22 protein-coding genes are annotated in these 20,754 nt (G+C 67.7%); 16 read left to right on the top strand and 6 right to left on the bottom strand.

The features are described 5' to 3' along the window. Nucleotides 1-8 precede the first annotated feature (8 nt). The gene (locus A7G45_RS20840) at nt 9-833 is read left to right on the top strand and encodes a class I SAM-dependent methyltransferase (protein WP_071285849.1); all 825 of its coding nucleotides are present in this window, start codon (nt 9-11) and stop codon (nt 831-833) included. Between the two features lie 59 nt (nt 834-892). After that, nucleotides 893-2,053: an acyl-CoA dehydrogenase gene (locus A7G45_RS20835; protein ID WP_260940054.1), complete on the top strand. Its 1,161-nt coding sequence runs from the start codon at nt 893-895 to the stop codon at nt 2,051-2,053. Nucleotides 2,054-2,062: 9 nt separating this feature from the next. Here the strand turns inward: A7G45_RS20835 and A7G45_RS20830 are convergent, their stop codons facing one another. Both A7G45_RS20830 and A7G45_RS20825 read right to left on the bottom strand, forming a co-directional pair. Further along, nucleotides 2,063-2,779, bottom strand: a complete 717-nt coding sequence (locus tag A7G45_RS20830; protein WP_260940053.1) for a TIGR03089 family protein — start codon at nt 2,777-2,779, stop codon at nt 2,063-2,065. 2 nt (nt 2,780-2,781) lie between these two features. Continuing rightward, nucleotides 2,782-4,218: an LCP family protein gene (locus A7G45_RS20825; RefSeq protein WP_260940112.1), complete on the bottom strand. Its 1,437-nt coding sequence runs from the start codon at nt 4,216-4,218 to the stop codon at nt 2,782-2,784. Between the two features lie 186 nt (nt 4,219-4,404). Between A7G45_RS20825 and A7G45_RS20820 the strand changes: the two genes are divergently transcribed. Then, complete coding sequence (locus tag A7G45_RS20820; RefSeq protein WP_071285847.1) at nt 4,405-5,298, top strand: glycosyltransferase family 2 protein; 894 nt, start codon at nt 4,405-4,407, stop codon at nt 5,296-5,298. An 87-nt stretch (nt 5,299-5,385) separates the two neighbouring features. Continuing rightward, nucleotides 5,386-6,462, top strand: coding sequence for a mannose-1-phosphate guanylyltransferase ManB (gene manB / locus A7G45_RS20815; RefSeq protein WP_043392895.1), 1,077 nt, complete (start codon nt 5,386-5,388; stop codon nt 6,460-6,462). On the opposite strand, the gene A7G45_RS20810 is transcribed toward manB, so the two are convergent. The 3 genes from A7G45_RS20810 to cofD are packed head-to-tail and all read right to left on the bottom strand — an operon-like array spanning nt 6,444 to nt 9,351. Further along, nucleotides 6,444-6,989 (bottom strand): NUDIX hydrolase, encoded by a 546-nt coding sequence (locus tag A7G45_RS20810; protein ID WP_260940052.1) that lies wholly within the window; start codon nt 6,987-6,989, stop codon nt 6,444-6,446. The genes manB and A7G45_RS20810 overlap by 19 nt on opposite strands. Continuing rightward, on the bottom strand, nt 6,986-8,335 hold the full coding sequence (locus tag A7G45_RS20805; RefSeq protein ID WP_260940111.1) for a coenzyme F420-0:L-glutamate ligase: 1,350 nt from the start codon (nt 8,333-8,335) through the stop codon (nt 6,986-6,988). Before A7G45_RS20805 ends, A7G45_RS20810 begins: the two co-directional genes overlap by 4 nt. Before the next feature lie 14 nt (nt 8,336-8,349). Continuing rightward, a complete protein-coding gene (gene cofD / locus A7G45_RS20800; protein WP_260940051.1) occupies nt 8,350-9,351 on the bottom strand; it encodes a 2-phospho-L-lactate transferase in 1,002 nt (333 codons plus the stop codon). Nucleotides 9,352-9,888: 537 nt separating this feature from the next. Here cofD and A7G45_RS20795 point away from each other — a divergent pair. Beyond that, nucleotides 9,889-10,152, top strand: a complete 264-nt coding sequence (locus A7G45_RS20795) for a WhiB family transcriptional regulator (protein WP_260940110.1) — start codon at nt 9,889-9,891, stop codon at nt 10,150-10,152. Nucleotides 10,153-10,185: 33 nt separating this feature from the next. On the opposite strand, the gene A7G45_RS20790 is transcribed toward A7G45_RS20795, so the two are convergent. Further along, complete coding sequence (locus A7G45_RS20790; RefSeq protein ID WP_260940109.1) at nt 10,186-10,608, bottom strand: metallopeptidase family protein; 423 nt, start codon at nt 10,606-10,608, stop codon at nt 10,186-10,188. 119 nt (nt 10,609-10,727) lie between these two features. Between A7G45_RS20790 and A7G45_RS20785 the strand changes: the two genes are divergently transcribed. The 11 genes from A7G45_RS20785 to A7G45_RS20735 all read left to right on the top strand — a co-directional run bounded on the left by A7G45_RS20785 (nt 10,728) and on the right by A7G45_RS20735 (nt 20,713). Further along, nucleotides 10,728-11,171: a DUF3499 domain-containing protein gene (locus tag A7G45_RS20785; RefSeq protein ID WP_260940050.1), complete on the top strand. Its 444-nt coding sequence runs from the start codon at nt 10,728-10,730 to the stop codon at nt 11,169-11,171. A 117-nt stretch (nt 11,172-11,288) separates the two neighbouring features. After that, a complete protein-coding gene (locus A7G45_RS20780) occupies nt 11,289-12,689 on the top strand; it encodes a phosphomannomutase/phosphoglucomutase (protein ID WP_260940049.1) in 1,401 nt (466 codons plus the stop codon). Beyond that, nucleotides 12,686-13,777: a TobH protein gene (locus tag A7G45_RS20775; protein WP_260940048.1), complete on the top strand. Its 1,092-nt coding sequence runs from the start codon at nt 12,686-12,688 to the stop codon at nt 13,775-13,777. The genes A7G45_RS20780 and A7G45_RS20775 overlap by 4 nt, the downstream gene beginning before the upstream one ends. Nucleotides 13,778-13,782: 5 nt before the next feature. Beyond that, nucleotides 13,783-15,021 carry a mannose-6-phosphate isomerase, class I gene (manA, locus tag A7G45_RS20770; RefSeq protein ID WP_260940047.1) on the top strand — a complete coding sequence of 413 codons (1,239 nt, stop codon included), beginning with the start codon at nt 13,783-13,785 and terminating at the stop codon, nt 15,019-15,021. Nucleotides 15,022-15,043: 22 nt separating this feature from the next. Then, nucleotides 15,044-15,955, top strand: coding sequence for a cation diffusion facilitator family transporter (locus A7G45_RS20765; RefSeq protein WP_260940046.1), 912 nt, complete (start codon nt 15,044-15,046; stop codon nt 15,953-15,955). Between the two features lie 107 nt (nt 15,956-16,062). Beyond that, the gene (locus A7G45_RS20760) at nt 16,063-17,322 is read left to right on the top strand and encodes an alkane 1-monooxygenase (protein WP_377042048.1); all 1,260 of its coding nucleotides are present in this window, start codon (nt 16,063-16,065) and stop codon (nt 17,320-17,322) included. A 2-nt stretch (nt 17,323-17,324) separates the two neighbouring features. Then, a complete protein-coding gene (locus A7G45_RS20755; protein ID WP_260940042.1) occupies nt 17,325-17,498 on the top strand; it encodes a rubredoxin in 174 nt (57 codons plus the stop codon). After that, on the top strand, nt 17,495-17,680 hold the full coding sequence (locus A7G45_RS20750; RefSeq protein ID WP_138231750.1) for a rubredoxin: 186 nt from the start codon (nt 17,495-17,497) through the stop codon (nt 17,678-17,680). Before A7G45_RS20755 ends, A7G45_RS20750 begins: the two co-directional genes overlap by 4 nt. Continuing rightward, complete coding sequence (gene alkX, locus A7G45_RS20745; RefSeq protein WP_260940038.1) at nt 17,677-18,333, top strand: TetR family transcriptional regulator AlkX; 657 nt, start codon at nt 17,677-17,679, stop codon at nt 18,331-18,333. Before A7G45_RS20750 ends, alkX begins: the two co-directional genes overlap by 4 nt. A gap of 123 nt (nt 18,334-18,456) precedes the next feature. Continuing rightward, complete coding sequence (ahcY, locus tag A7G45_RS20740) at nt 18,457-19,917, top strand: adenosylhomocysteinase (RefSeq protein WP_260940036.1); 1,461 nt, start codon at nt 18,457-18,459, stop codon at nt 19,915-19,917. A 274-nt stretch (nt 19,918-20,191) separates the two neighbouring features. Continuing rightward, complete coding sequence (locus A7G45_RS20735; protein WP_260940034.1) at nt 20,192-20,713, top strand: hypothetical protein; 522 nt, start codon at nt 20,192-20,194, stop codon at nt 20,711-20,713. Nucleotides 20,714-20,754: the final 41 nt, after the last annotated feature.

The raw sequence follows: 20,754 nt of genomic DNA, 5'->3' as shown, positions 1-20,754 counted from the left end.
CACGATCGATGAAATCTTCATTCGCGCGGTACCGCAGCGTCGGCCACAAGCTCGTCACGGGATTCATGGAGCCAGAGGTGCTCCTGGTCGCGGGGGCGCTGGACGAGGCCCAGCGGGCCAGGTCCGTCGCCGGCGCGGTCGCAGAGATCGGCGTGCACCACGGCAAGCTGTTCATCGGCCTGAACCTGTTGCAGCGAGACGACGAAAAGTCCGTTGCCATCGACATTTTCGGCGACCAGGACCTCAACATCGACGGTTCCGGGGCCGGTGACCTGGCGAAGTTCACCAGCAACGTCGACGTGTGGTCGTCGATGGACGGCGTGGTGATCCACCAGGGCGACTCCACCAAGCTGGCACCCGAGGTGCTGCTGGAGGAGGCGGGTGGGCCGATCCGGTTCTTCAGCGTCGACGGTGGGCACACCGAGGAGATCGTCTACAGCGACATGCAGCTGGCCGAGGCCACGCTGGCCGACGGCGGCGTCGTCATCGCCGACGACGTCTTCAACGAATTCTGGCCCGGCGTCGCGGTCGGCACACTCAAGTACCTCGACGACGGAGCCGGGCTGGCCCCGTTCGCGATCGGGTTCAACAAGGTGTTCTTCACCCAGCCGGAGTACTGCGACTACTACCAGGCCGAATTGGAGTCGGCGGCGCACCGCTCCGCCCGCATGCAGCACACCACCTCGGTTTTCGCCGGGCATCCGGTGCTGCTGCTCGGCCCGGTGACGGCCGTCGACGTGCTGCGCCGTAGCGAGACGCTGCGCACCGTCTATCACCGCACCTACCGCGAGTTGGTCCGTGGTCTGCAGAAGGTGTCGGGCCAGGGGCGGTAAAGTTACCGGCGAGTAGCAACAACCCGTATCTCGCCACATGGGCAGGCAAGGAGCCATCAATGTCTCTCGGTAACCCGTCATTCGATCTGTTTCAGCTGCCGGAAGAGCATCAGGAACTTCGGGCCGCGATCCGGGCCCTGGCCGAGAAGGAAATCGCTCCGTACGCCGCCGACGTCGACGAGCACGCCCGCTTCCCGCAGGAGGCCAGTGACGCGCTGACCGCGTCGGGCTTCAACGCCGTCCACGTGCCGGAGGAGTTCGGCGGCCAGGGCGCCGACTCGGTCGCCGCGTGCATCGTCATCGAGGAAGTGGCCCGGGTCGACGTCTCGGCGTCGCTGATCCCCGCGGTCAACAAGCTCGGCACCATGGGCCTGATTCTGAGCGGCTCCGACGACCTCAAGCGCAAGGTGCTGCCCGACCTCGTCGACGGCAAGCTGGCGTCGTACGCGCTGTCCGAGCGCGAGGCCGGTAGCGACGCCGCCGCCATGCGCACCCGCGCCAAGGCCGACGGCGACGACTGGATCCTCAACGGCGCCAAGGCGTGGATCACCAACGGTGGCAAGTCGACCTGGTACACCGTGATGGCCGTGACCGACCCCGACAAGGGCGCCAACGGCATCTCGGCGTTCATGGTGCACCTCGACGACGAGGGCTTCACCATCGGCCCGAAGGAGCGCAAGCTCGGCATCAAGGGCTCGCCGACCGTCGAGCTGTACTTCGAGAACTGCCGCATCCCCGGCGACCGGATCATCGGCGAGCCGGGCACCGGCTTCAAGACCGCCCTGGCGACGCTCGACCACACCCGTCCCACGATCGGTGCGCAGGCCGTCGGGGTGGCGCAGGGTGCGCTGGACGCGGCCATCGCCTACACCAAGGACCGCAAGCAGTTCGGCAAGTCGATCAGCCAGTTCCAGGGCGTCGAGTTCATGATCGCGGACATGGCGATGAAGACCGAGGCGGCCCGGCTGATGGTCTACAGCGCCGCGGCCCGCGCCGAGCGTGGTGAAGGCAACCTGGGCTTCATCTCGGCGGCGTCGAAGTGTTTCGCCTCGGATGTCGCGATGGAGGTCACCACCAACGCCGTGCAGCTGTTCGGTGGCGCCGGCTACACCGTCGACTTCCCGGTGGAGCGCATGATGCGCGACGCCAAGATCACCCAGATCTACGAGGGCACCAACCAGATTCAGCGGGTCGTCATGTCCCGCGCTCTGCTGCGCTGACGCGTCGGGCTAGAGGTCTTGGGTGACCTTCTCCGTCGCGCGGCGCCGCTCCAGTGCGCCCGCGTCGGGGTTGGCCACCTGCACCAGGGAGGCGCCGCCGGCGAAGACTGCCAGCAGGTTGGCCACGAGTTCGTCGGCGGTACCCCAGGCGGCGGTCGACAGCAGCCGGGTGCCTGCGGTGAATCCCTTTGCCGCAGCACCGTTCTGGGCTTCTGCGAGCACGTCGTCGACCGAGCGGCCGGCCAGTGCCGGACCGGGCGCGCGTTCGGGCACGATCTGATCGCCGTGCACCCGCACGGCGGTCGCGTAGTCGGTGACCCCGATCGGCAGGTCGCGGACGGACTTGCCGAACGGGTCGAGTGACAGCACCACGACCTCGGCGGCGCCGGTCTCGTCGGCCGCGTCGAGGAGGTCGGCCGTGCACAGCGCGACATCACAGTCCGTCGGAAGTGATTCGCCGGCAACAACTTCCGCGCCGATGTACCAGATTCCGAACAACACGCCGGCCGTCTGCCAGTGCGCGGGCAGCAGCACCGCGACCCGGCTGCCCGGCCCGGCGCCCAGTTCGTCGCGCAGCAGGTTGGCGGTCTTGGCGGCCCAGTTGCCCAGCGTCACCGCAGACAGCTCGATGCGCTCGCCGGTGGCGTCGTCGTAGTAGGTGATGCGCGGCCCGACCGGGTCGGCGCGCAGCAACGGGTCGAGGATCGCGCTGGACAGATTGGTCACGGTCAGTCGACGCACTTCGGATCGGAGGTACCCGCCGTGATGATCGGGGACGGCGGCACCGGCGTGGCCGCGCCGGAATCGGTGGTGTCGGCGGCGGATTGCGTCACGGTGTGTGTTCCGCCCTCCAGGCCGGAGCCGGGGCCCGCGTAGTCGTGCGCCAGCACCACCCGCACCGCACCGCTCGGCACCGAGGCGTTCTCCACCACGGGCAGATTGCCCAGTTGCTGGGCGATGGCCTGCGCCCCGAGGTCGTCCGACTTCGCGGCCTGGATCTGGCTCGATGTCACGTGGTCGGCCTCGTTGTTGCCGATCTTGCCTGCGACGAAGCCCTTTGCGGTGAGTGCCTCCGACACCGCCGCGGCCAGTCCGTTGATGTCACTGTCGTTGACCACGTCGACGGTGGTGTTGCCGGGCGTGTAGGCCAGCTTCTCGGTCTTGCCGTCGGCCTGGTCCTTGAGCAGACCGGCCACCCACTCCTGCACCTCCGAGGGATCGACCCGCACGACGCTCTGGGTGCCGTCGTCGCTCCAGCCGTCCTCGGCCAGCACCGGGATGGTGGCGAATGCCACGTTGCCGCCCGCCAGCTTCTGCATCTGCTGGACGAAATCCATGATGTCCCAACCGTCGGACAGCACCACGGACCGCTGCACGGCCTGGCGCAGCCGGCTCAGGGTGCTGGGGCTGGACAGGGTCTGCCCGGAGATGATGTCGTGTGCCAGCGACGCCATGAACACCTGCTGACGGGTCACCCGGTCCAGGTCGCCGCGGGGCAGATCGTGGCGCTGCCGCACGAAGCTCAGGGCCTGAGGGCCGTTGAGCTTCTGCCAGCCGGCCGGGAAGTTGGCCCCCGACAACGGTTCGTCGACGGCGTTCTTGAGACACACGTTGACGCCGCCGAGCGCGTCGGTGATCAAGGCGAAGCCCAGCAACCCGACCTCGGCGTAGTGATCGACGGTGACGCCTGTGAGCTTTGCCACGGTTTTGATCAGCGCTTCGCGTCCGGCCTCGACGGCCTTCGGTTCCGCGGTGGCCGCGTCCTCGCCCTGCTGCTCGACGAGTTCCTTCATCTTCTCGAGCTTCACCTGACCGAAGACGCCGTTGATCTTGGTCTTGCCCAGACCCGGCGACTGCACATAGGAGTCGCGCGGGATGGAGATGGCGGTGGCCGAGCGCCCGTTGTTGGGGATGCGCACCAGGATGATGGTGTCGGTGTTGGTGGACACGTCGTCGCCGGCCCGCAGCGTCGCGAGTTCGTCCTCTGACAAGGGGTTTCCGTGCGCGTCGGTGCGGCTGTCCATGCCCACCAGCAGGATGTCGACGGCACCGTCGTCGCCCCCACCGCCGAGGGCCGCGGCACTGATGCGGTTGATGCCCGATTCCAGCGAACGCAGGCTGCTCCAGGCCAAGCCGGTGCCCACCGTCACGAGCACCGTCATCATGACGGCGAGGATGCGGAACAGTCGACCTGGCACCAGGACAGGCTACTGGTGAGCGGTTGCCGTGGCCGGTAGCCCGGGGTTCGGCGGGTCACACCGTGGTGCGGGTACGGCCGTCGGCCCGCTAACCTCTAGCCCGTGATCGAGGAGCCTTCCGGACCGCCGAGGACGCAGTCCGACAGATCACCTGTGCCGGACCGCCCGCTGCTCGTGGTGACGGTGACCTATTCACCCGGCCCGCATCTGGACCGTTTCCTGAAGACGCTGGCGCACGCAACCGAACGCAAGCTGCTGGTGGTGATGGCCGACAACGGATCGACCGACGGTGCCCCCGAGGCGGCCCTGCACCGGTATGCCGATGTCGAGTTGTTCCGTACCGGCGGCAACCTCGGCTACGGCACCGCGGTGAACCGCGCGGTGGCGGCCTACCTGGACACGCCCGACAGCGTCGTCGACCAGGAGTTCTTCGTGGTGGTCAACCCGGACGTGCAATGGGGCCCGCACAGCATCGACGAGCTGTTCGCCGGTGCGGCGCGATGGCCGGCAGCCGGCTCGGTGGGACCGCTGATCCGCGACCCCGACGGCTCGGTCTACCCATCGGCCCGGCATCAGCCGAGCCTGATCCGCGGCGGCATGCATGCCGTGGTCGGTCCGTTCTGGAAATCCAACCCGTGGACGGCGGCCTACCGCCAGGACCGGCTGGAGCCGAGCGAACGCGCGGTCGGCTGGTTGTCGGGTTCGTGTCTGTTGTTGCGCACCAAGGCGTTCCGGCAGATCGGCGGATTCGACGAGAACTACTTCATGTACATGGAGGACGTCGACCTGGGCGACCGGCTGGCACGTGGGGGCTGGCAGAACGTGTACGTCCCGGCCGCCGAAATCCTGCACGACAAGGGACATTCCACCGGACGTGACCCGGCCCGCAACCTGGCCGCGCACCACCGCAGCACCTATACATTCCTGGCCGACCGGCATCCGCGCTGGTGGCAGGCCCCGCTGCGATGGACCATCAAATCGGCCCTCGGTGCCCGCGAACGCGCAGTGGTGGGCAATTCCAGGCGTAAGCGCCGTCGGGCAAACTAGGCTACCTGCGACGACCGATGGTGGCGGGGGCTTGCATCGGCGCAAACATCTTCAGTCATGGTGAAAGGACGCGAGTTGAGTGACGCGGTGAATCCGGTTGACGTCGACGCGGTCATCCTGGTGGGTGGGCAGGGCACCCGGCTGCGCCCGCTGACCCTCTCGGCGCCCAAGCCGATGCTGCCGACCGCTGGTGTGCCGTTCCTGTCCCACCTGCTCGCGCGGATCGCTGCCGCGGGCATCCGCCACGTGGTGCTGGGCACCTCCTACAAGGCGGAGGTGTTCGAGGAGGAATTCGGCGACGGTTCCAAGCTGGGCCTCGAGATCGAGTACGTGGTGGAGGAGGAGGCCCGGGGCACCGGTGGCGGTATCGCCAACGTCGCGCCCAAGCTGCGCCACCGGACCGCCATGGTGTTCAACGGTGACGTGCTCTCCGGCCTGGACCTCCGCGCGATGCTGACCAGCCACCTCGAGCGGCAGGCCGATGTCACGCTGCACCTGGTGCGGGTGAGTGACCCGCGGGCGTTCGGTTGTGTGCCAACCGATTCCGACGGTGTGGTGACGGCGTTCCTGGAGAAGACGCAGGACCCGCCGACCGACCAGATCAACGCGGGCTGCTACCTGTTCCAGCGTGAGGTGATCGACGAGATCCCCACCGGCCGTGAGGTGTCGGTGGAACGTGAGGTGTTCCCCAAGCTGCTGTCCGACGGTTTCAAGGTGTGCGGTTACGTCGACGCCAGCTACTGGCGTGACATGGGTACGCCCGACGACTTCGTCCGTGGCTCAGCGGATCTGGTGCGCGGTATCGCGCCGTCGCCGGTGCTCGACGGGCACCGCGGCGAGAGCCTGGTGCACGAGGGTGCCGCGGTGGCGCCCGGTGCGTTGTTGATCGGCGGGACCGTGGTGGGCCGCGGCGCCGAGATCGGCGCCGGTGCCCGGCTGGACGGTGCGGTGATCTTCGACGGCGTCAAGATCGAGGCCGGGTCGGTGATTGAGCGGTCCATCATCGGGTTCGGCGCCCGGATCGGCCCGCGGGCGCTGATCCGCGACGGCGTGATCGGTGACGGTGCCAACATCGGCGCCCGGTGCGAGCTGCTGCGCGGTGCGCGGGTGTGGCCGGGGGTCACCATCCCCGACGGCGGTATTCGTTACTCGACGGACGTCTGAGCGGCCCGCGCGAGCCGTTCCAGGCCGGGGTCGGGGTCCGGGAGCGCGTCCAGGGGCCACCACCGCAGATCCAGTGATTCGTCACTGCAATGAATTTCGGCGTGCTCTGGCGCGACGGCCAGGTACTGCACGTCGAGATGCCGGGTCGGGACGCCCAGTGAGCAGGTCAGCGCATGCACGTGCAGCGCGGCGGGCAACTCGGCGATCGCCAATCCGGTGATGCCGGACTCTTCGGTGGCCTCACGCAGTGCGGCGGCCCGGATGTCGGTGTCGACGTCCTCGCAATGGCCGCCGAGTTGCACCCAGCGGCCCAACCGCGGGTGCAGGGTGAGCAGGGCCTTGGTCCGGGTGTGATCGAGCACCAGCGCCGACGCGGTGATGTGCCCGGGCTCGCAGGCCCGCCGGCAGGCGTCGGGCCGGGCTGCGACGAACGCCGCGACAGCGTGCCGCAACGTGTCCTGGTCAGCATCCGGGGCCGGCCAGTCGCGCAGCGCTGCCACAACGGAGGCGCGCAGGGTGTCGCTCATCGGCGGATCAAGAGCTCGTCGGTGGATACCGGCTCCCGCGGTGCCCGTGGCTCGTCGGTCTCCGGCAGATGGCCGATGGCGATGGCGCCAAGCGGTTCCCAGTCGGCCGGCAGGTCGAGCTCGGCGCGCACCAGGTCGGCGGCGAAGATCGTCGACCCGATCCAGCAGCTGCCGACATCCCGCGCGGCCAGGGCCACCAGCAGCCCCTGCACCGCGGCGCCCACCGCGACGGTGAACATGGTGTGCTCGGCGTCGGTGCGGGCCGCGTCCGGATAGCTGTGTGCGCCATCGGGAACCAGGAACGGGATGACGAGTTCCGGTGCGTCGTAGAGGATCTGGCCGCGTCCCACGCGCCGGTCGACCGAATCGGCGGGCCGGCCATCGCCGGTCAGGTCGGTACGCCACTTGTCCTTCATGCGGTCCAGCAACCGGATCCGCGTGTCGTGGTCCTGCACCCAGACGAAGCGGACCGGGCGGGTGTGGTGCGGTGCGGGCGCGGTCAGGGCCTCGGCGACGGATTCCTCGATGAGTTCCGGTGCGACCGGCTCGGCGCTGAACGTGCGCACCGAACGACGCATCAGCTGAGCCTGCCTGCGGCCCAACGCCAGTGCTTCCTCGGTGCCCAGCCAGAACAGGTCGTCCTGACCGGCGCGCACCAGGGTCCGGCCGTTCGAGCCGTCGTCGCGCGGCGACAGGCCCCGCACGACGGCGACGGGGATACCGGTGAGCTTGCCCTTGACCAGGTCGGCGGCGGCCGCGATCTCGTCCGCGATGGCGACCTCCGTCACCAGTAATTCGTTGCCATGGGTGTCCTGGACACCGGAATAGCCGTGCAGCACAGCCAGTCCCGCCGCGCCGATGGCGGCATCGATCTGACCGTTGCGCCAGGCCCGGCCCATGGTGTCGGTGACGACGACGGCGACGGTGACGCCGAGCCGCTCGGCCAGGCCGGTGCGCAGCCGGGCCGCGCTGCCGTCCGGGTCGACCGGCAGCAGGGCCAATTCGGTTGTGCTGACATTGGATCCGTCGACACCGGCGGCGGCCTGGACCAGGCCGATGGCGTTCTCGGTGATCAGGGTGCGGCCCTTGCGGGCCAGTACGCGCACGGCCTCGTCGTCGATCAGCCTGCGCCGCAGGGCGTCCCGCTCGTCGGGGTCGGTCGGTGCGGCGACGATGCGGCCCTCGGACTTGGAGAGCACCTTGCTGGTGACGACCAGCACGTCGTCGTCGCGCAGCCAGGGGGCGGCGGCGGCGATGACGGCGGCCACATCGTCACCCGGGCGGAATTCGGGCAGCCCTGGCACGGGCAGGATTTCGATGGCGGCCGCGGCGCCGTGTTCACTCACTTCGGCGCGTTCGGTCACAGCTGGATTCCGGCGAGTTGCAGTCCGGCCCGGACCATCTCGGCCGTGGCCGACGGGTCGGTCATCAACAGCGGCACGGCTTTGACGTTGACGCCTTCGATCTCGGCGTGGTCGCCCTCGTCGATCAGCCAGCCGTCGAGGATGCCGGTCGTACCGCGGGCGCCGTAGTGCGTGCCCACGGCTTCCGAGGTGCTGTCGACGCCGATCACCTTGAGGCAGTCATCGGCCATCCCGCGCAACGGTTTTCCGGCCACGATCGGGGAGTACCCGATCACCTGTGCGGGCGTGGACCGCAGCGCGCGGCGCAGGCCGGGCACGGCGAGGATCGAACCGATGCTGACGACCGGATTCGAGGGGGCCAGCAGCACCACGTCGGCACCGGCGATGGCGTCGGCGACTCCCGGTGCGGCGGTGGCCTTCTCGGTGCCGATGAACGCGAAGCTGTGGGTGGGGATTTGGGCGCGGTAGCGAACCCACCACTCCTGGAAGTGGATGGCGCGCTGGTTGCCGGTTTCGGGATCGGTTACCACCACGTGGGTTTCGCTGCGGTCGTCGCTGGCCGGCAGCAGCCGGGCGCCGGGCTGCCAGCGGTCGCACAAGGCCTCGGTCACCTGGGACAGCGGATAGCCGGCCCGCAACATCTGGGTGCGCACCAGGTGGGTGGCCAGGTCGCGGTCGCCGAGCCCGAACCAGTCCGGCTGCACGCCGTACGCGGCGAGCTCTTCCTTGGCGTGCCAGGTCTCGTCGCGGTGGCCCCAGCCGCGTTCGGGGTCGATGCCGCCGCCGAGGGTGTACATGCACGTGTCGAGGTCGGGGCAGATGCGGACGCCGTACATCCAGGCGTCGTCACCGACGTTGACGATCGCGGTGAGCTCGTGGGGCGAGGGGTCCGAGGAGTTTGTGCCGGGTTCGGCGAATTGACCCAACCCCAGAAGTTTCTGGACGCCGAGCAGAAAACGAGCGCCGCCGACGCCACCGACCAGAACCGTCACCTTCACGTCGACTCACCCTAGGCGATGACGGCCGGGTGGAATGACGCGCCCGGAAAGGCAATTTGGCGCGCAGCAAACTTTAAACCTCAGTATTCACTTGAGTAACAGGCGTATCGGCTATCGCAATTTTCAAGTGCGTTGTGCGGCAGCGTGTTATTGGTCACTATCGCGACACGCCGCGATAACGACGCGCCGTAAACAGGTCACAAGATGGTAGGAAATGCGCTTCATCCGCTTGACCATGGCAGCTAACCCGTGTGTAATCACACCAGTGTCATTCCCGGTTTGTTTACCGGTTCCGGTGCAGCAGACTGAGATTCGACCGTATGTTCGAATTTTGAGCGCCACTGACGGCACGCAGGGCAAGTAGTTGGACTCCGTTTTGAAAACTACGTAAAGCAGGGGAGGAGGCGGCAAATGTCTTACGAACACGCTGATTTCGATCATGTCGTTCAATTCGATGGGCGGATGCTCGGCTCTGTTGGGACCGCACCGCACACGAACACCGGACCTGTCCAGCACGTCGTCGCCGGACGGCCGCAGCTGAGTCTGGTGCCCGAACACATCGACAACGAGCCCGAGCTCACGGAAGACCAGTGGCAGGAGCGTGCCCTGTGCGCGCAAACTGACCCTGAAGCGTTCTTCCCCGAGAAGGGTGGCTCGACCCGGGAAGCCAAGCGCATCTGCCTGGGCTGCGAGGTGCGCGACGCGTGCCTCGAGTACGCCCTGGCGCATGACGAGCGCTTCGGCATCTGGGGCGGTCTGTCGGAGCGCGAGCGCCGGCGGATCAAGCGCGGCGTCATCTGACGCACCGCGCTCGCGGGTAGGTCGACCGGCCTGTCAGTCGTCCAGCATGGTCGGGTCGATCACCGATGGTTCAACGCCGAGATACGTGGCTACCTGCGCCACGAGAATTTCGTGCAACAGGTCGGCGAGGTCAACGGAGTCCTTCGCCCTCCGCTCAATGGGCTTGCGGAACAACACAACTCGCGCCCGTGTCGAATTCCCCCGAACATCCACCCCGGCCGGGATGAGCCGCGCCAGCGCCACCGGCCCGTCGGCGATCACCTCGGGCGGCCACTGGATGGCATCGGGATCCTTGGGGGAGATCCGCGGAATCTCATCGACTGCGACATCGAGCCCGGACACCCGGCTGCTCCAGCGGCGCTCGATGGGTTCGTAGGCCTCCAGCACCGCCATGTCGAATCGTTCGGCGCGACTGCGCCATCCGGGAACGGTCGGGGGGAGTAGCGGGCCGCGCATGCCGCGACGGCGGCGCACACGCGAGTGGGCCATCGGCCGATAGTAACGGTTGGAGATCGACGTACCCACGACGCGCGTGTCCGGCAGTGGGCGCGTCGGCGGCGCGATAATCTCGCCGAGTGAATGTTCCCCGTCGCTGCTGCCGGCCAGGTTGCCCGCACTACGCCGTGGCGACGCTGACATTTGTCTATTCGGATTCCACGGCAGTCGTAGGTCCGTTGGCGACCGTGTCGGAGCCGCATTCGTGGGACCTGTGTGTGTCGCACGCCAGCCGCATCACCGCGCCCCGCGGGTGGGAGTTGGTCCGCCATGCGGGTCCGCTGCCCACGCCTTCGGACGATGACGACCTCGTCGCGCTCGCCGACGCGGTGCGCGAAGGTCGCGACTCGCCGTCTCGCGGCGGTATCCCAACAGGTTTCAGCGATCCGCCCCCCGGCAGCCACGCCGGAGCGCAGGGTGGCGCGGTCATGGCACCGCCCGCCCCGCGCACGCAGCACGGCGGGCAACCCAATGGACGACGCCGCGGCCATCTGCGAGTGTTGCCGGACCCTCCTGAGGGTTAGCGCCCCAACTCCTGCCGAACCCCACCGACCGTCCCCGGGCAGATGCGCCAGCCGATAGGCTGACTGTCACAGACCCTCGGTATGCAGTGGTCTGCAAACGATGAGATCGGGAGGGCTATGTCTCGGCCTGCTGCCTCTGTACAGCGCGTTATCAAGGCATATGACGTACGCGGGCTGGTCGGCGAGGAGATCGACGAGTCGTTTGTCGCCGACGTCGGCGGTGCGTTCGCCCGGCTGATGCGTGCCGAGGGCGCCACCCGCGTGGCGGTCGGTTACGACATGCGGCCCAGCTCACCGTCATTGGCCGCGGCGTTCGCCAGCGGGGTCACCGCGCAGGGTCTGGACGTGGTCCGGATCGGGTTGGCGTCGACCGATCAGCTCTACTTCGCCTCGGGCCTGCTCGACTGCCCGGGCGCCATGTTCACGGCCAGCCACAACCCGGCGGCCTACAACGGCATCAAGCTGTGCCGCGCCGGGGCGAAGCCCGTCGGCAAGGACACTGGTCTGACGGACATCAGCGATGAGGTCATCGGCGGCGTGCCCGGTCACGACGGCGCCGCCGGCACGGTTGAGGATCGCGACGTGCTCGCCGAGTACGGCACCTTCTTGCGTTCGCTGGTCGACGTCTCGGGGCTGCGTCCGCTGCGGGTCTCGGTCGACGCCGGAAACGGCATGGGCGGGCACACCACTCCGGAGGTGCTGGGCACCGTCGCGTCGATCGCCTTGTTGCCGTTGTACTTCGAACTCGACGGCACGTTCCCCAACCACGAGGCCAACCCGCTGGACCCGGCCAACCTGGTGGACCTGCAGAAGCACGTCATCGACAACGGCGCCGACATCGGTCTGGCCTTCGACGGTGACGCCGACCGCTGCTTCGTCGTCGACGAGAAGGGCGACCCGGTGTCGCCGTCGGCCGTGACGGCGCTGGTCGCCGATCGCGAGCTGACCCGCGAGGCCGGCGCGACCGTCATCCACAACCTCATCACCTCGCGTGCGGTGCCCGAACTGATCGCCGAGCGCGGCGGTAAGGCAGTGCGCTCGCGCGTCGGCCACTCGTACATCAAGGCCCTGATGGCCGAGAGCAACGCGATCTTCGGCGGCGAGCATTCGGCGCACTACTACTTCCGCGATTTCTGGGGTGCCGACTCCGGCATGCTCGCCGCACTGCACGTGCTGGCCGCCCTCGGGGAGCAGGACCGTCCGCTGTCCGAGCTGATGGCCAAGTACCAGCGGTACGAGGCGTCCGGCGAGATCAACTTCACCGTCGCCGACGCACCGGCGTGCGTCCAGGCGGTCATCACCTCGTACGGCAGCGAGATCGTGTCGACCGACGAACTCGACGGCGTGACCGTCGACCTCGGCGACGGGCGCTGGTTCAACCTGCGCACCTCCAACACCGAACCGCTGCTGCGGCTCAACGTCGAATCCCGCACCGGCGCGGAGGTCGACCAGATCGTCGAGCACATCGCGGCACAGATCAAGGCGGTCAGCGGGCGCACCGGCGAGTCGACGCCATGAGTGCCGCCCCGGCGACCCTGGACCTCGACGATGTCGACGGCCTGATCGCGGCCGACCGCGACGGCCTGCTGCGGGCGGCGTCGATGGCCGGCGCGCAGACCCGCGCGGTCGCCGCGGCACTCACTGAAGGCGAACTCGACGAGCTGCGCTCCGATCAACGTCCGCGCACCGTCACCTGGGTGTGCGGACGCGGTGCGTCCGGAGCACCCGGCGCGGCCGGGGCCGTGCTGGCCGCGGCACTGGGGGCGACGTCGTCGATCCCGCTGGTGGTCACCCCGGATGTGCCGCCATGGATCGGCGCACTCGACGTCGTGATCGTGGCGGGCGACGATGCGGCCGACCCGGCGCTGGTGACCGCAGTCGCGACCGGCGTGCGCCGCGGTGCCCGCGTGATCGTGGTGGCGCCCAACGACGGTCCGTTGCGCGACGCCGCCGCCGGCCGTGCGGTGGTGCTGCCGCCGCGGCTGTCGGTGCCCGACGACTTCGGCCTCACCCGGTACCTGGCCGCGGGGCTCGCGACCATGATGGTCGTCGACCCGGCACTGCGCATCGATCTGGATGCCCTGGCCGACGAGTTGGACGCCGAGGCCCTGCGCAACAGCGCGGCCCGCGAGATCTTCACCAACCCGGCCAAGAACCTGGCCGAGCGGATGTCCGGCCGGCAGGTGGTGCTGGCCGGGGAGGGCGCGGCCATGCTGGCGCTGGTCCGCCATGCCGCGACGGTGCTGCTGCGGGTCGCCCATCAACTGGTGACCGCGACCGGCGGCGCCGACGCGCTGGTGGCGTTGCACGGCGGGCTCGGCCGGCAGACCGTCGAAATGTCTTACGAGGACTCGCTTTTCCACGATCCCGAGATCGACGGGCCCGTGCCGGCCCGGGTCCGCACCGTGGTGCTGTGTGCCGACGAGGAGCGCCCCGGCGTGATCGCCCGGATGGACGCCCTCGGTGGTGACGTCGACGTGCTCAGCGCCGACGACGTGCCCGACGCGGGGCTGCAGGTGCCGGGTAGCCGCTTGGAACAACAGATCGCGATGCTGGCGGTACGGCTCGAGATGACGGCCGTGTACCTGAAACTGGTTCGAGGTTAGACATAGTGCATCTGCTACGAGGCGCGGTCAGGAACTACGCCTGGGGGTCGCGTACCGCCTTGGCCGATTTCGCTGGAAGGCCCAGTCCCACAGCGCATCCCGAGGCTGAACTGTGGTTGGGTGCGAACCCGGGGGACCCGGCGCGGCTGGAGACCGCCGACGGCGAGGTGTCGCTGCTCGACGTCATCCGGGCCGATCCCGGCGGCGAGCTGGGGCCTGAGGTCCGGGCCCGGTTCGGTGAGGTGTTGCCGTTCCTGGCGAAGGTGCTGGCCGCAGACGAACCGCTGTCGCTGCAAGCGCACCCCAGTGCCGAGCAGGCCGCCGAGGGCTTCAATCGTGAAGAGCGCCAAGGTATTGCCGTCAACGCGCGTAATCGCAACTACCGGGACCGCAGCCACAAACCCGAGTTGATCGTGGCCCTTGGCCCGTTCGAGGCGCTCGCCGGATTCCGGCCGGTGGTCCGCACCGTCGAGTTGATGCGGGCACTGGCGGTGTCGGACCTCGATCCGTACATCAACCTGCTGGCCGGCCAGTCGGACGGGGCCGGGCTGCGGGCCGTGTTCACCACCTGGATCACCTTGCCACAGCCCGATCTCGACGTGCTGGTGCCGGCCGTGCTCGACGGCGCGGTGAACTACATCCGTTCGGGGGCAACGGAATTCGCGGCCGAGGCCAAGACCGTACTCGAACTCGGCGAGCGGTACCCGGGCGATGCCGGAGTGCTGGCCGCCATGCTGCTCAACCGCATCAGCCTGGTCGAGGGGGAGGGCATCTATCTGCCTGCCGGCAATCTGCACGCCTATCTGCACGGCCTGGGGTTCGAGGTCATGGCCAACTCCGACAACGTGTTACGCGGTGGCCTGACACCCAAGCACGTGGATGTGCCCGAACTTCTTCGCGTACTCGACTTCACCCCGACCGATGGTCGGCCGATCCGCCCGCGGCCGGCCGAGCATGGCTCGACCGCCGGCGTCGAGGAGGTGTTCGACACGCCCGCACCGGAGTTCGCGGTGTCGATCCTGCGGATCGGCGACGACCGGGTGGGCAGTGCGGTCGAGGTGCCCAAGGAGCACGCCGGCCCGCAGATTCTGCTGGGCACGCAGGGCCGGGTGCAGGTGCATTCCGCGGGTGGTGAGCTGACCCTGAACCAGGGGGCCGCCGCCTGGATCGCCGCCGGGGAGGGACCTGTGCGGCTGGTGGCCGAAGAGCCGTCGACGGTGTTCCGTGCGACGGTAGGGATCTAAAAAACCTACGAAAGGGCAGGTCATGTCGGCCTCGGGGAGTGCGCGCGCGATTGTCGCGGCGCTGTTGGCCAATGCCGGGATCGCGGCGGCGAAGTTCGTCGGCTTTCTGATCACCGGTAGTTCGTCGATGCTCGCGGAGTCGGTGCACTCGCTGGCGGACACGTCCAACCAGGGGCTGCTGCTGTGGGGGCAGCGGCAGGCGCGCAAGGATGCCGACCATCTGCATCCGTTCGGTTATGGCCGCAGCCGCTACTTCTATTCGTTCGTGGTGGCGCTGGTGCTGTTCAGCCTCGGTGCCATGTTCGCGCTGTACGAGGGCTATCACAAGATCAGCCACCCCGAGCCGCTGTCCTCGCCGATCGTCGCCGTCGCCATCCTGGTCGTCGCGATCGGGCTCGAGGGTTTCAGCTTCTACACGGCGGTGAAGGAATCGCGTCCGCTCAAGGGGTCCGGCAGCTGGTGGCGGTTCATCCGGACCTCGCGTAACCCGGAGCTGCCGGTGGTGCTGCTGGAGGACACCGGCGCGCTGATTGGTCTGGTGCTGGCCCTGGGCGGCGTCGGCTTGTCGATGCTGACGGGCGACCCGGTGTGGGACGGCATCGGCACGGCGGCCATCGGTGTGCTGCTCGGCATCATCGCGGTGGTGCTGATGGTCGAGATGAAGAGCCTGCTGATCGGTGAAGGCGCGACCGTCGACGAGACCGGCAGCATCCGCAGCGCGCTGGAGCAGACGGCGCACATCGACCGCGTCATCCACCTGCGGACCCAGTACCTGGGGCCGGAGGAGATGCTCGTCGGTGTGAAGGTCGCGCTGGCCCCGGAGACCGACCTGGAGACCGTCGCCACGACGATCGACGCCGCCGAGGTCGCGATCCGCGCTGCGGTCCCCAACGCTCGCATAATCTACATCGAGCCCGACCTGTACCGCGGCTGACGCCGACAAAACCCGCAGTCACCTGCAGCGGTGACGGCTGCCACAAGTCGTTTTACAAAATCGCCTCTAATGTCTAGACCGGCGACAAACTGCGGTCTATAGTCAAGATCACAAGTTGTCGGCAAACCAATGGAGGTGGACCCGTGTCAGTCGAGGTATCCGACGTCAACGTTGAGCAGTGGCGTGATCGCAAGCGTCATCTGTGGCTCATGGGCCTGATCGCGCCCACGGCGCTGTTCGTGATGCTCCCGCTGATCTGGGCACTGAACCAGGCGGGATGGCACGCGTTGGCGCAGGTGCCGCTGTGGATCGGCCCCGGCCTGCTCTATGTGCTGCTGCCGATCCTCGACCTGAAGTTCGGGCCCGACGGGGAGAACCCGCCCGACGAGATGATGGACCAGCTGGCGAACGACAAGTACTACCGCTACTGCACTTACGTCTACATCCCGTTCCAGTACGCCAGCGTCATCATGGGCGCGTACCTGTTCACCGCCAAGGACCTGAGCTGGCTCGGCTTCGAAGGCGGGCTGGCCTGGTGGGCCAAGCTCGGCGTCGCACTGTCGGTCGGCGTGCTCGGTGGCGTCGGTATCAACACCGCGCACGAGATGGGGCACAAGAAGGAGAACCTGGAGCGCTGGCTGGCCAAGATCACCCTGGCCCAGACGTTCTACGGCCACTTCTACATCGAGCACAACCGCGGTCACCACGTCCGCGTCGCCACCCCGGAAGACCCCGCGTCGGCCCGCTTCGGTGAGACCTTCTGGGAGTTCCTGCCGCGCACGGTGTGGGGTGCCCTGAAGTCCTCGGTCGAGCTGGAGGCCCAGCGCATCCGTCGCCTCGGACGCAGCCCGTGGGATCCCCGCACCTACCTCAAGAACGACGTCCTCAACGCGTGGCTCATGTCGCTGGTGTTCTTCGGCGTCCTGATCGCGGTGTTCGGCCCGGCGCTCATCCCGTTCGTCCTGATCCAGGGCATCTACGGATTCAGCCTGCTGGAGTCGGTCAACTACCTGGAGCACTACGGCCTGCTGCGGCAGAAGACCGAGAGCGGACGCTACGAGCGCTGCGCGCCGGTGCACAGCTGGAACTCCGACCACATCGTCACCAACCTGTTCCTGTACCACCTGCAGCGGCACAGTGACCACCACGCCAACCCGACGCGTCGCTACCAGACGCTGCGCAGCATCGACGGCGCCCCGAACCTGCCCAGTGGCTACGCCACTCTGATCGGCCTGACCTACATCCCGCCGCTGTGGCGCCGGATGATGGACCACCGGGTCATCGAGCACTACGACGGCGACATCACCAAGGTCAACGTCCACCCGCGGGTGCGGAACAAGGTGATGGCCAAGTACGGGGTGGCCTGAGTATGAGTTCATACGCTTGCCCGGGCTGTGGTTATGTCTATGACGAGGCCAAAGGGGCTCCGCGTGAAGGGTTTCCGGCCGGCACGGCGTGGGATGATGTCCCCGACGAGTGGTGCTGCCCCGACTGTGCGGTCCGCGAGAAGGTCGATTTCGAACAGGTGGGAGTGAACCAATGAGTGAGCCGTTCAAGAAGTTCGTCTGCCTGCAGTGCGGCTTCGAGTACGACGAGGAGAAGGGCTGGCCGGAGGACGGCATCGCGCCCGGCACCCGCTGGGCCGACATCCCCGAAGACTGGAGCTGCCCGGACTGCGGCGCCGCCAAGGCCGATTTCGACATGGTGGAGGTCGTGGCGTCGTGACCGCCGCCGCCGCAGTACCCGACGGACCCGAGGTGCCGCGCCCCGCGGCACCTCGCGTGCCGTACGCCGAGGCCTCGCGGGTCCTGCTGCGGCACTCGATCCTGGACGGCATGCGAGAGCTGTTGCTGGCCAAGGACTGGTCGTCCATCACGCTCTCCGACGTCGCCCGCGCCGCCGGCATCAGTCGGCAGACCATCTACAACGAGTTCGGCTCGCGTCAGGGCCTGGCCGAGGGTTACGCGATGCGCCTCGCCGACCGCCTGGTCGACGCTGTCGAGCACTCCATCTACGCCAACGTCGGTGACATCCACGCGGCGTTCCTGCAGGGCTTCCGGATGTTTTTCACCGAGTCGGCGTCCGACCCGCTGGTCATCTCGTTGCTGACCGGCGTCGCCAAGCCGGACCTGCTGCAGATCATCACCACCGACAGCGCGCCGATCATTTCGCATTGTTCTGCGCGCCTGACCGAGATTTTCCGCAGTAGCTGGGTGCGGACTTCCGACGAAGACGCCGGGGTGCTGGCCCGGGCGATCGTCCGGCTGGCGATCAGTTACGTGTCAATGCCGCCGGAAGCGGACCACGATGTGGCCGCTGACCTGGCCCGGCTCATGACGCCGTTCGCCGACCGTTACGGTAGTACGGATACTCCGTAGCCGTCAGCGCGCCATGCGAGCAGTTTTCTTGGTGCCTGTCCCGCGAGCCCGCAGGCCATGGGGTCACTCCGGTGCGCTTTGGCGCACGCACAGGCAACTGACGAATGAATGGGGCTCTAATCCATGACGGAATTGAAGGCAGACGTCCGTAACGGCATCGACTACAAGGTCGCCGACCTGTCCGAAGCCGAGTTCGGCCGCAAGGAGATTCGCCTCGCCGAGCACGAGATGCCCGGCTTGATGGCGCTGCGTCGCGAGTACCACGACGTGCAGCCGCTCAAGGGCGCACGCATCTCCGGCTCGCTGCACATGACCGTGCAGACCGCGGTGCTCATCGAGACGCTGACCGCGCTCGGCGCAGAGGTCCGCTGGGCGTCGTGCAACATCTTCTCCACCCAGGACCATGCCGCCGCGGCCATCGTCGTCGGCCCGCACGGCACCCCCGAGGAGCCCCAGGGCACCCCGGTCTTCGCCTGGAAGGGCGAGACGCTGGAGGAGTACTGGTGGTGCGCCGAGCAGATGCTCACCTGGGACGGCGAGCCCTGCAACATGATCCTGGACGACGGCGGCGACGCCACCATGCTGGTGCTGCGCGGTGCGCAGTACGAGAAGGCCGGCGTCGTGCCGCCCGCTGAAGAAGACGACTCGGCCGAGTGGAAGGTCTTCCTCGAGCTGGTGCGCAACGGCTTCGAGAACGACAAGACCAAGTGGACCAAGATCGCCGAGTCGGTCAAGGGTGTCACCGAGGAGACCACCACCGGCGTGCTGCGCCTGTACCAGTTCGCCGCCGCGGGTGAGCTGGTCTTCCCGGCCATCAACGTCAACGACTCGGTCACCAAGAGCAAGTTCGACAACAAGTACGGCACCCGCCACTCGCTGATCGACGGCATCAACCGCGGCACCGACGTGCTGATCGGTGGCAAGAAGGTGCTGATCTGTGGCTACGGCGACGTCGGCAAGGGCTGTGCGGAGTCGATGGCCGGACAGGGCGCGCGCGTCGCGGTCACCGAGATCGACCCGATCAACGCGCTGCAGGCGCTGATGGACGGCTTCGACGTCGTCACCGTCGAGCAGGGCATCGCCCAGGCCGACATCGTCATCACCGCGACGGGCAACTACGACATCATCCTGCTCGACCACATGAAGGCCATGAAGAACCAGGCCATCCTGGGCAACATCGGCCACTTCGACAACGAGATCGACATGGCAGCGCTCGAGAAGTCCGGCGCCACCAAGCTGAACATCAAGCCGCAGGTCGACCTGTGGACCTTCGGTGAGACCGGCAAGTCGATCATCGTGCTGTCCGAGGGGCGTCTGCTGAACCTGGGCAACGCGACCGGCCACCCGTCGTTCGTGATGTCGAACTCGTTCTCCAACCAGGTCATCGCCCAGATCGAGCTGTGGACCAAGAACGACGAGTACGACAACGAGGTCTACCGCCTGGCCAAGCACCTCGACGAGAAGGTCGCGCGCATCCACGTCGAGGCTCTCGGCGGCACGCTGACCAAGCTGTCGAAGGACCAGGCCGAGTACATCGGCGTGGACGTCGAAGGCCCGTACAAGCCGGAGCACTACCGCTACTAAGTAGCCTTCGCGGCACGAGCAAACGCGAAAGCCCCCAATTCTCAAGGGAATTGGGGGCTTTTGCGTGCCCGCGAAAGGTGTGACGTAATCGCCTGGGGGCGGATGGGTGTGAGATTAGCTGAGGCGTGCGCCTGCGGTGGCGGCTTATATTGCAATGCGCGATAATTACGATTCCGGCGACGCGCTGAAGTGTTTGCTGAAGAACTGCTGATCAGCGGGTTTCAGAGTTAGAATTTCCGCACATCAGGGCACCCTCGTGATGGGAGGTCGAGGCATGCGATACAACCCGGTGGGAAGGCTCGTCGCGTTGCTGGCCCTGGTCGGGGTGGCGTTGACCGGCTGCGACGGCGTGAATCTGGGCAGCCTCGACTTCTTCGGCGGCACGTCGCAGCCCGTCAAGGGCCCGCCGGTACCGCCGGGGATGGTCCGGCACGACGTCCAGCAATTGGTCTGGCAGTTCCCGCAACTGCACAAGCCCGACGAAGCTGTGTGGGTCACCTGGAACAACAGCGGCGATCCCAGCCTGACCGGCAAGGTGAACTGGATCGACGCGGTGGTCAAACTGTCGCCTGCGGAGACCACCCGGCTGTTGGCGGAGTACCACCCGGTCGCCACCGACCGGCAACCGATGGTGCAGAAGATTCTGCAGTCGGAGCTGCCCGATGGTCCGTACCTGTCGGGCCCCGAGCTGAACAAGCTCTTCTCCAGCCCCACCATGGCGACCCAGGCGTTCCTGGACCGGGACCAGAACGTCCTGGTGCTGACGACGACGTCGGGCGGCCGCGGGCTTCCGTAACCGTCCGCGCACACGCGATTTCGGCGACGCACTAGCGTGGG

Source organism: Mycolicibacterium llatzerense (assembly GCF_025331195.1).
Lineage (GTDB): Bacteria > Actinomycetota > Actinomycetes > Mycobacteriales > Mycobacteriaceae > Mycobacterium > Mycobacterium llatzerense.
This window is presented reverse-complemented; position numbering and strand designations above follow the sequence as displayed.

Excerpts from the sequence above, each read along its gene's own strand:
- ahcY (WP_260940036.1), top strand. The coding sequence starts at position 18,457 with ATGACGGAATTGAAGGCAGACGTCCGTAACGGCATCGACTACAAGGTC.
- A7G45_RS20750 (WP_138231750.1), top strand. The coding sequence starts at position 17,495 with ATGAGTGAGCCGTTCAAGAAGTTCGTCTGCCTGCAGTGCGGCTTCGAG.
- A7G45_RS20810 (WP_260940052.1), bottom strand. The coding sequence starts at position 6,989 with ATGAGCGACACCCTGCGCGCCTCCGTTGTGGCAGCGCTGCGCGACTGG.
- A7G45_RS20780 (WP_260940049.1), top strand. The coding sequence starts at position 11,289 with ATGTCTCGGCCTGCTGCCTCTGTACAGCGCGTTATCAAGGCATATGAC.
- A7G45_RS20825 (WP_260940112.1), bottom strand. The coding sequence starts at position 4,218 with ATGATGACGGTGCTCGTGACGGTGGGCACCGGCTTGGCCTGGAGCAGC.
- A7G45_RS20765 (WP_260940046.1), top strand. The coding sequence starts at position 15,044 with ATGTCGGCCTCGGGGAGTGCGCGCGCGATTGTCGCGGCGCTGTTGGCC.
- A7G45_RS20735 (WP_260940034.1), top strand. The coding sequence starts at position 20,192 with ATGCGATACAACCCGGTGGGAAGGCTCGTCGCGTTGCTGGCCCTGGTC.
- A7G45_RS20835 (WP_260940054.1), top strand. The coding sequence starts at position 893 with ATGTCTCTCGGTAACCCGTCATTCGATCTGTTTCAGCTGCCGGAAGAG.
- A7G45_RS20840 (WP_071285849.1), top strand. The coding sequence starts at position 9 with ATGAAATCTTCATTCGCGCGGTACCGCAGCGTCGGCCACAAGCTCGTC.
- A7G45_RS20755 (WP_260940042.1), top strand. The coding sequence starts at position 17,325 with ATGAGTTCATACGCTTGCCCGGGCTGTGGTTATGTCTATGACGAGGCC.
- A7G45_RS20775 (WP_260940048.1), top strand. The coding sequence starts at position 12,686 with ATGAGTGCCGCCCCGGCGACCCTGGACCTCGACGATGTCGACGGCCTG.
- A7G45_RS20790 (WP_260940109.1), bottom strand. The coding sequence starts at position 10,608 with ATGCGCGGCCCGCTACTCCCCCCGACCGTTCCCGGATGGCGCAGTCGC.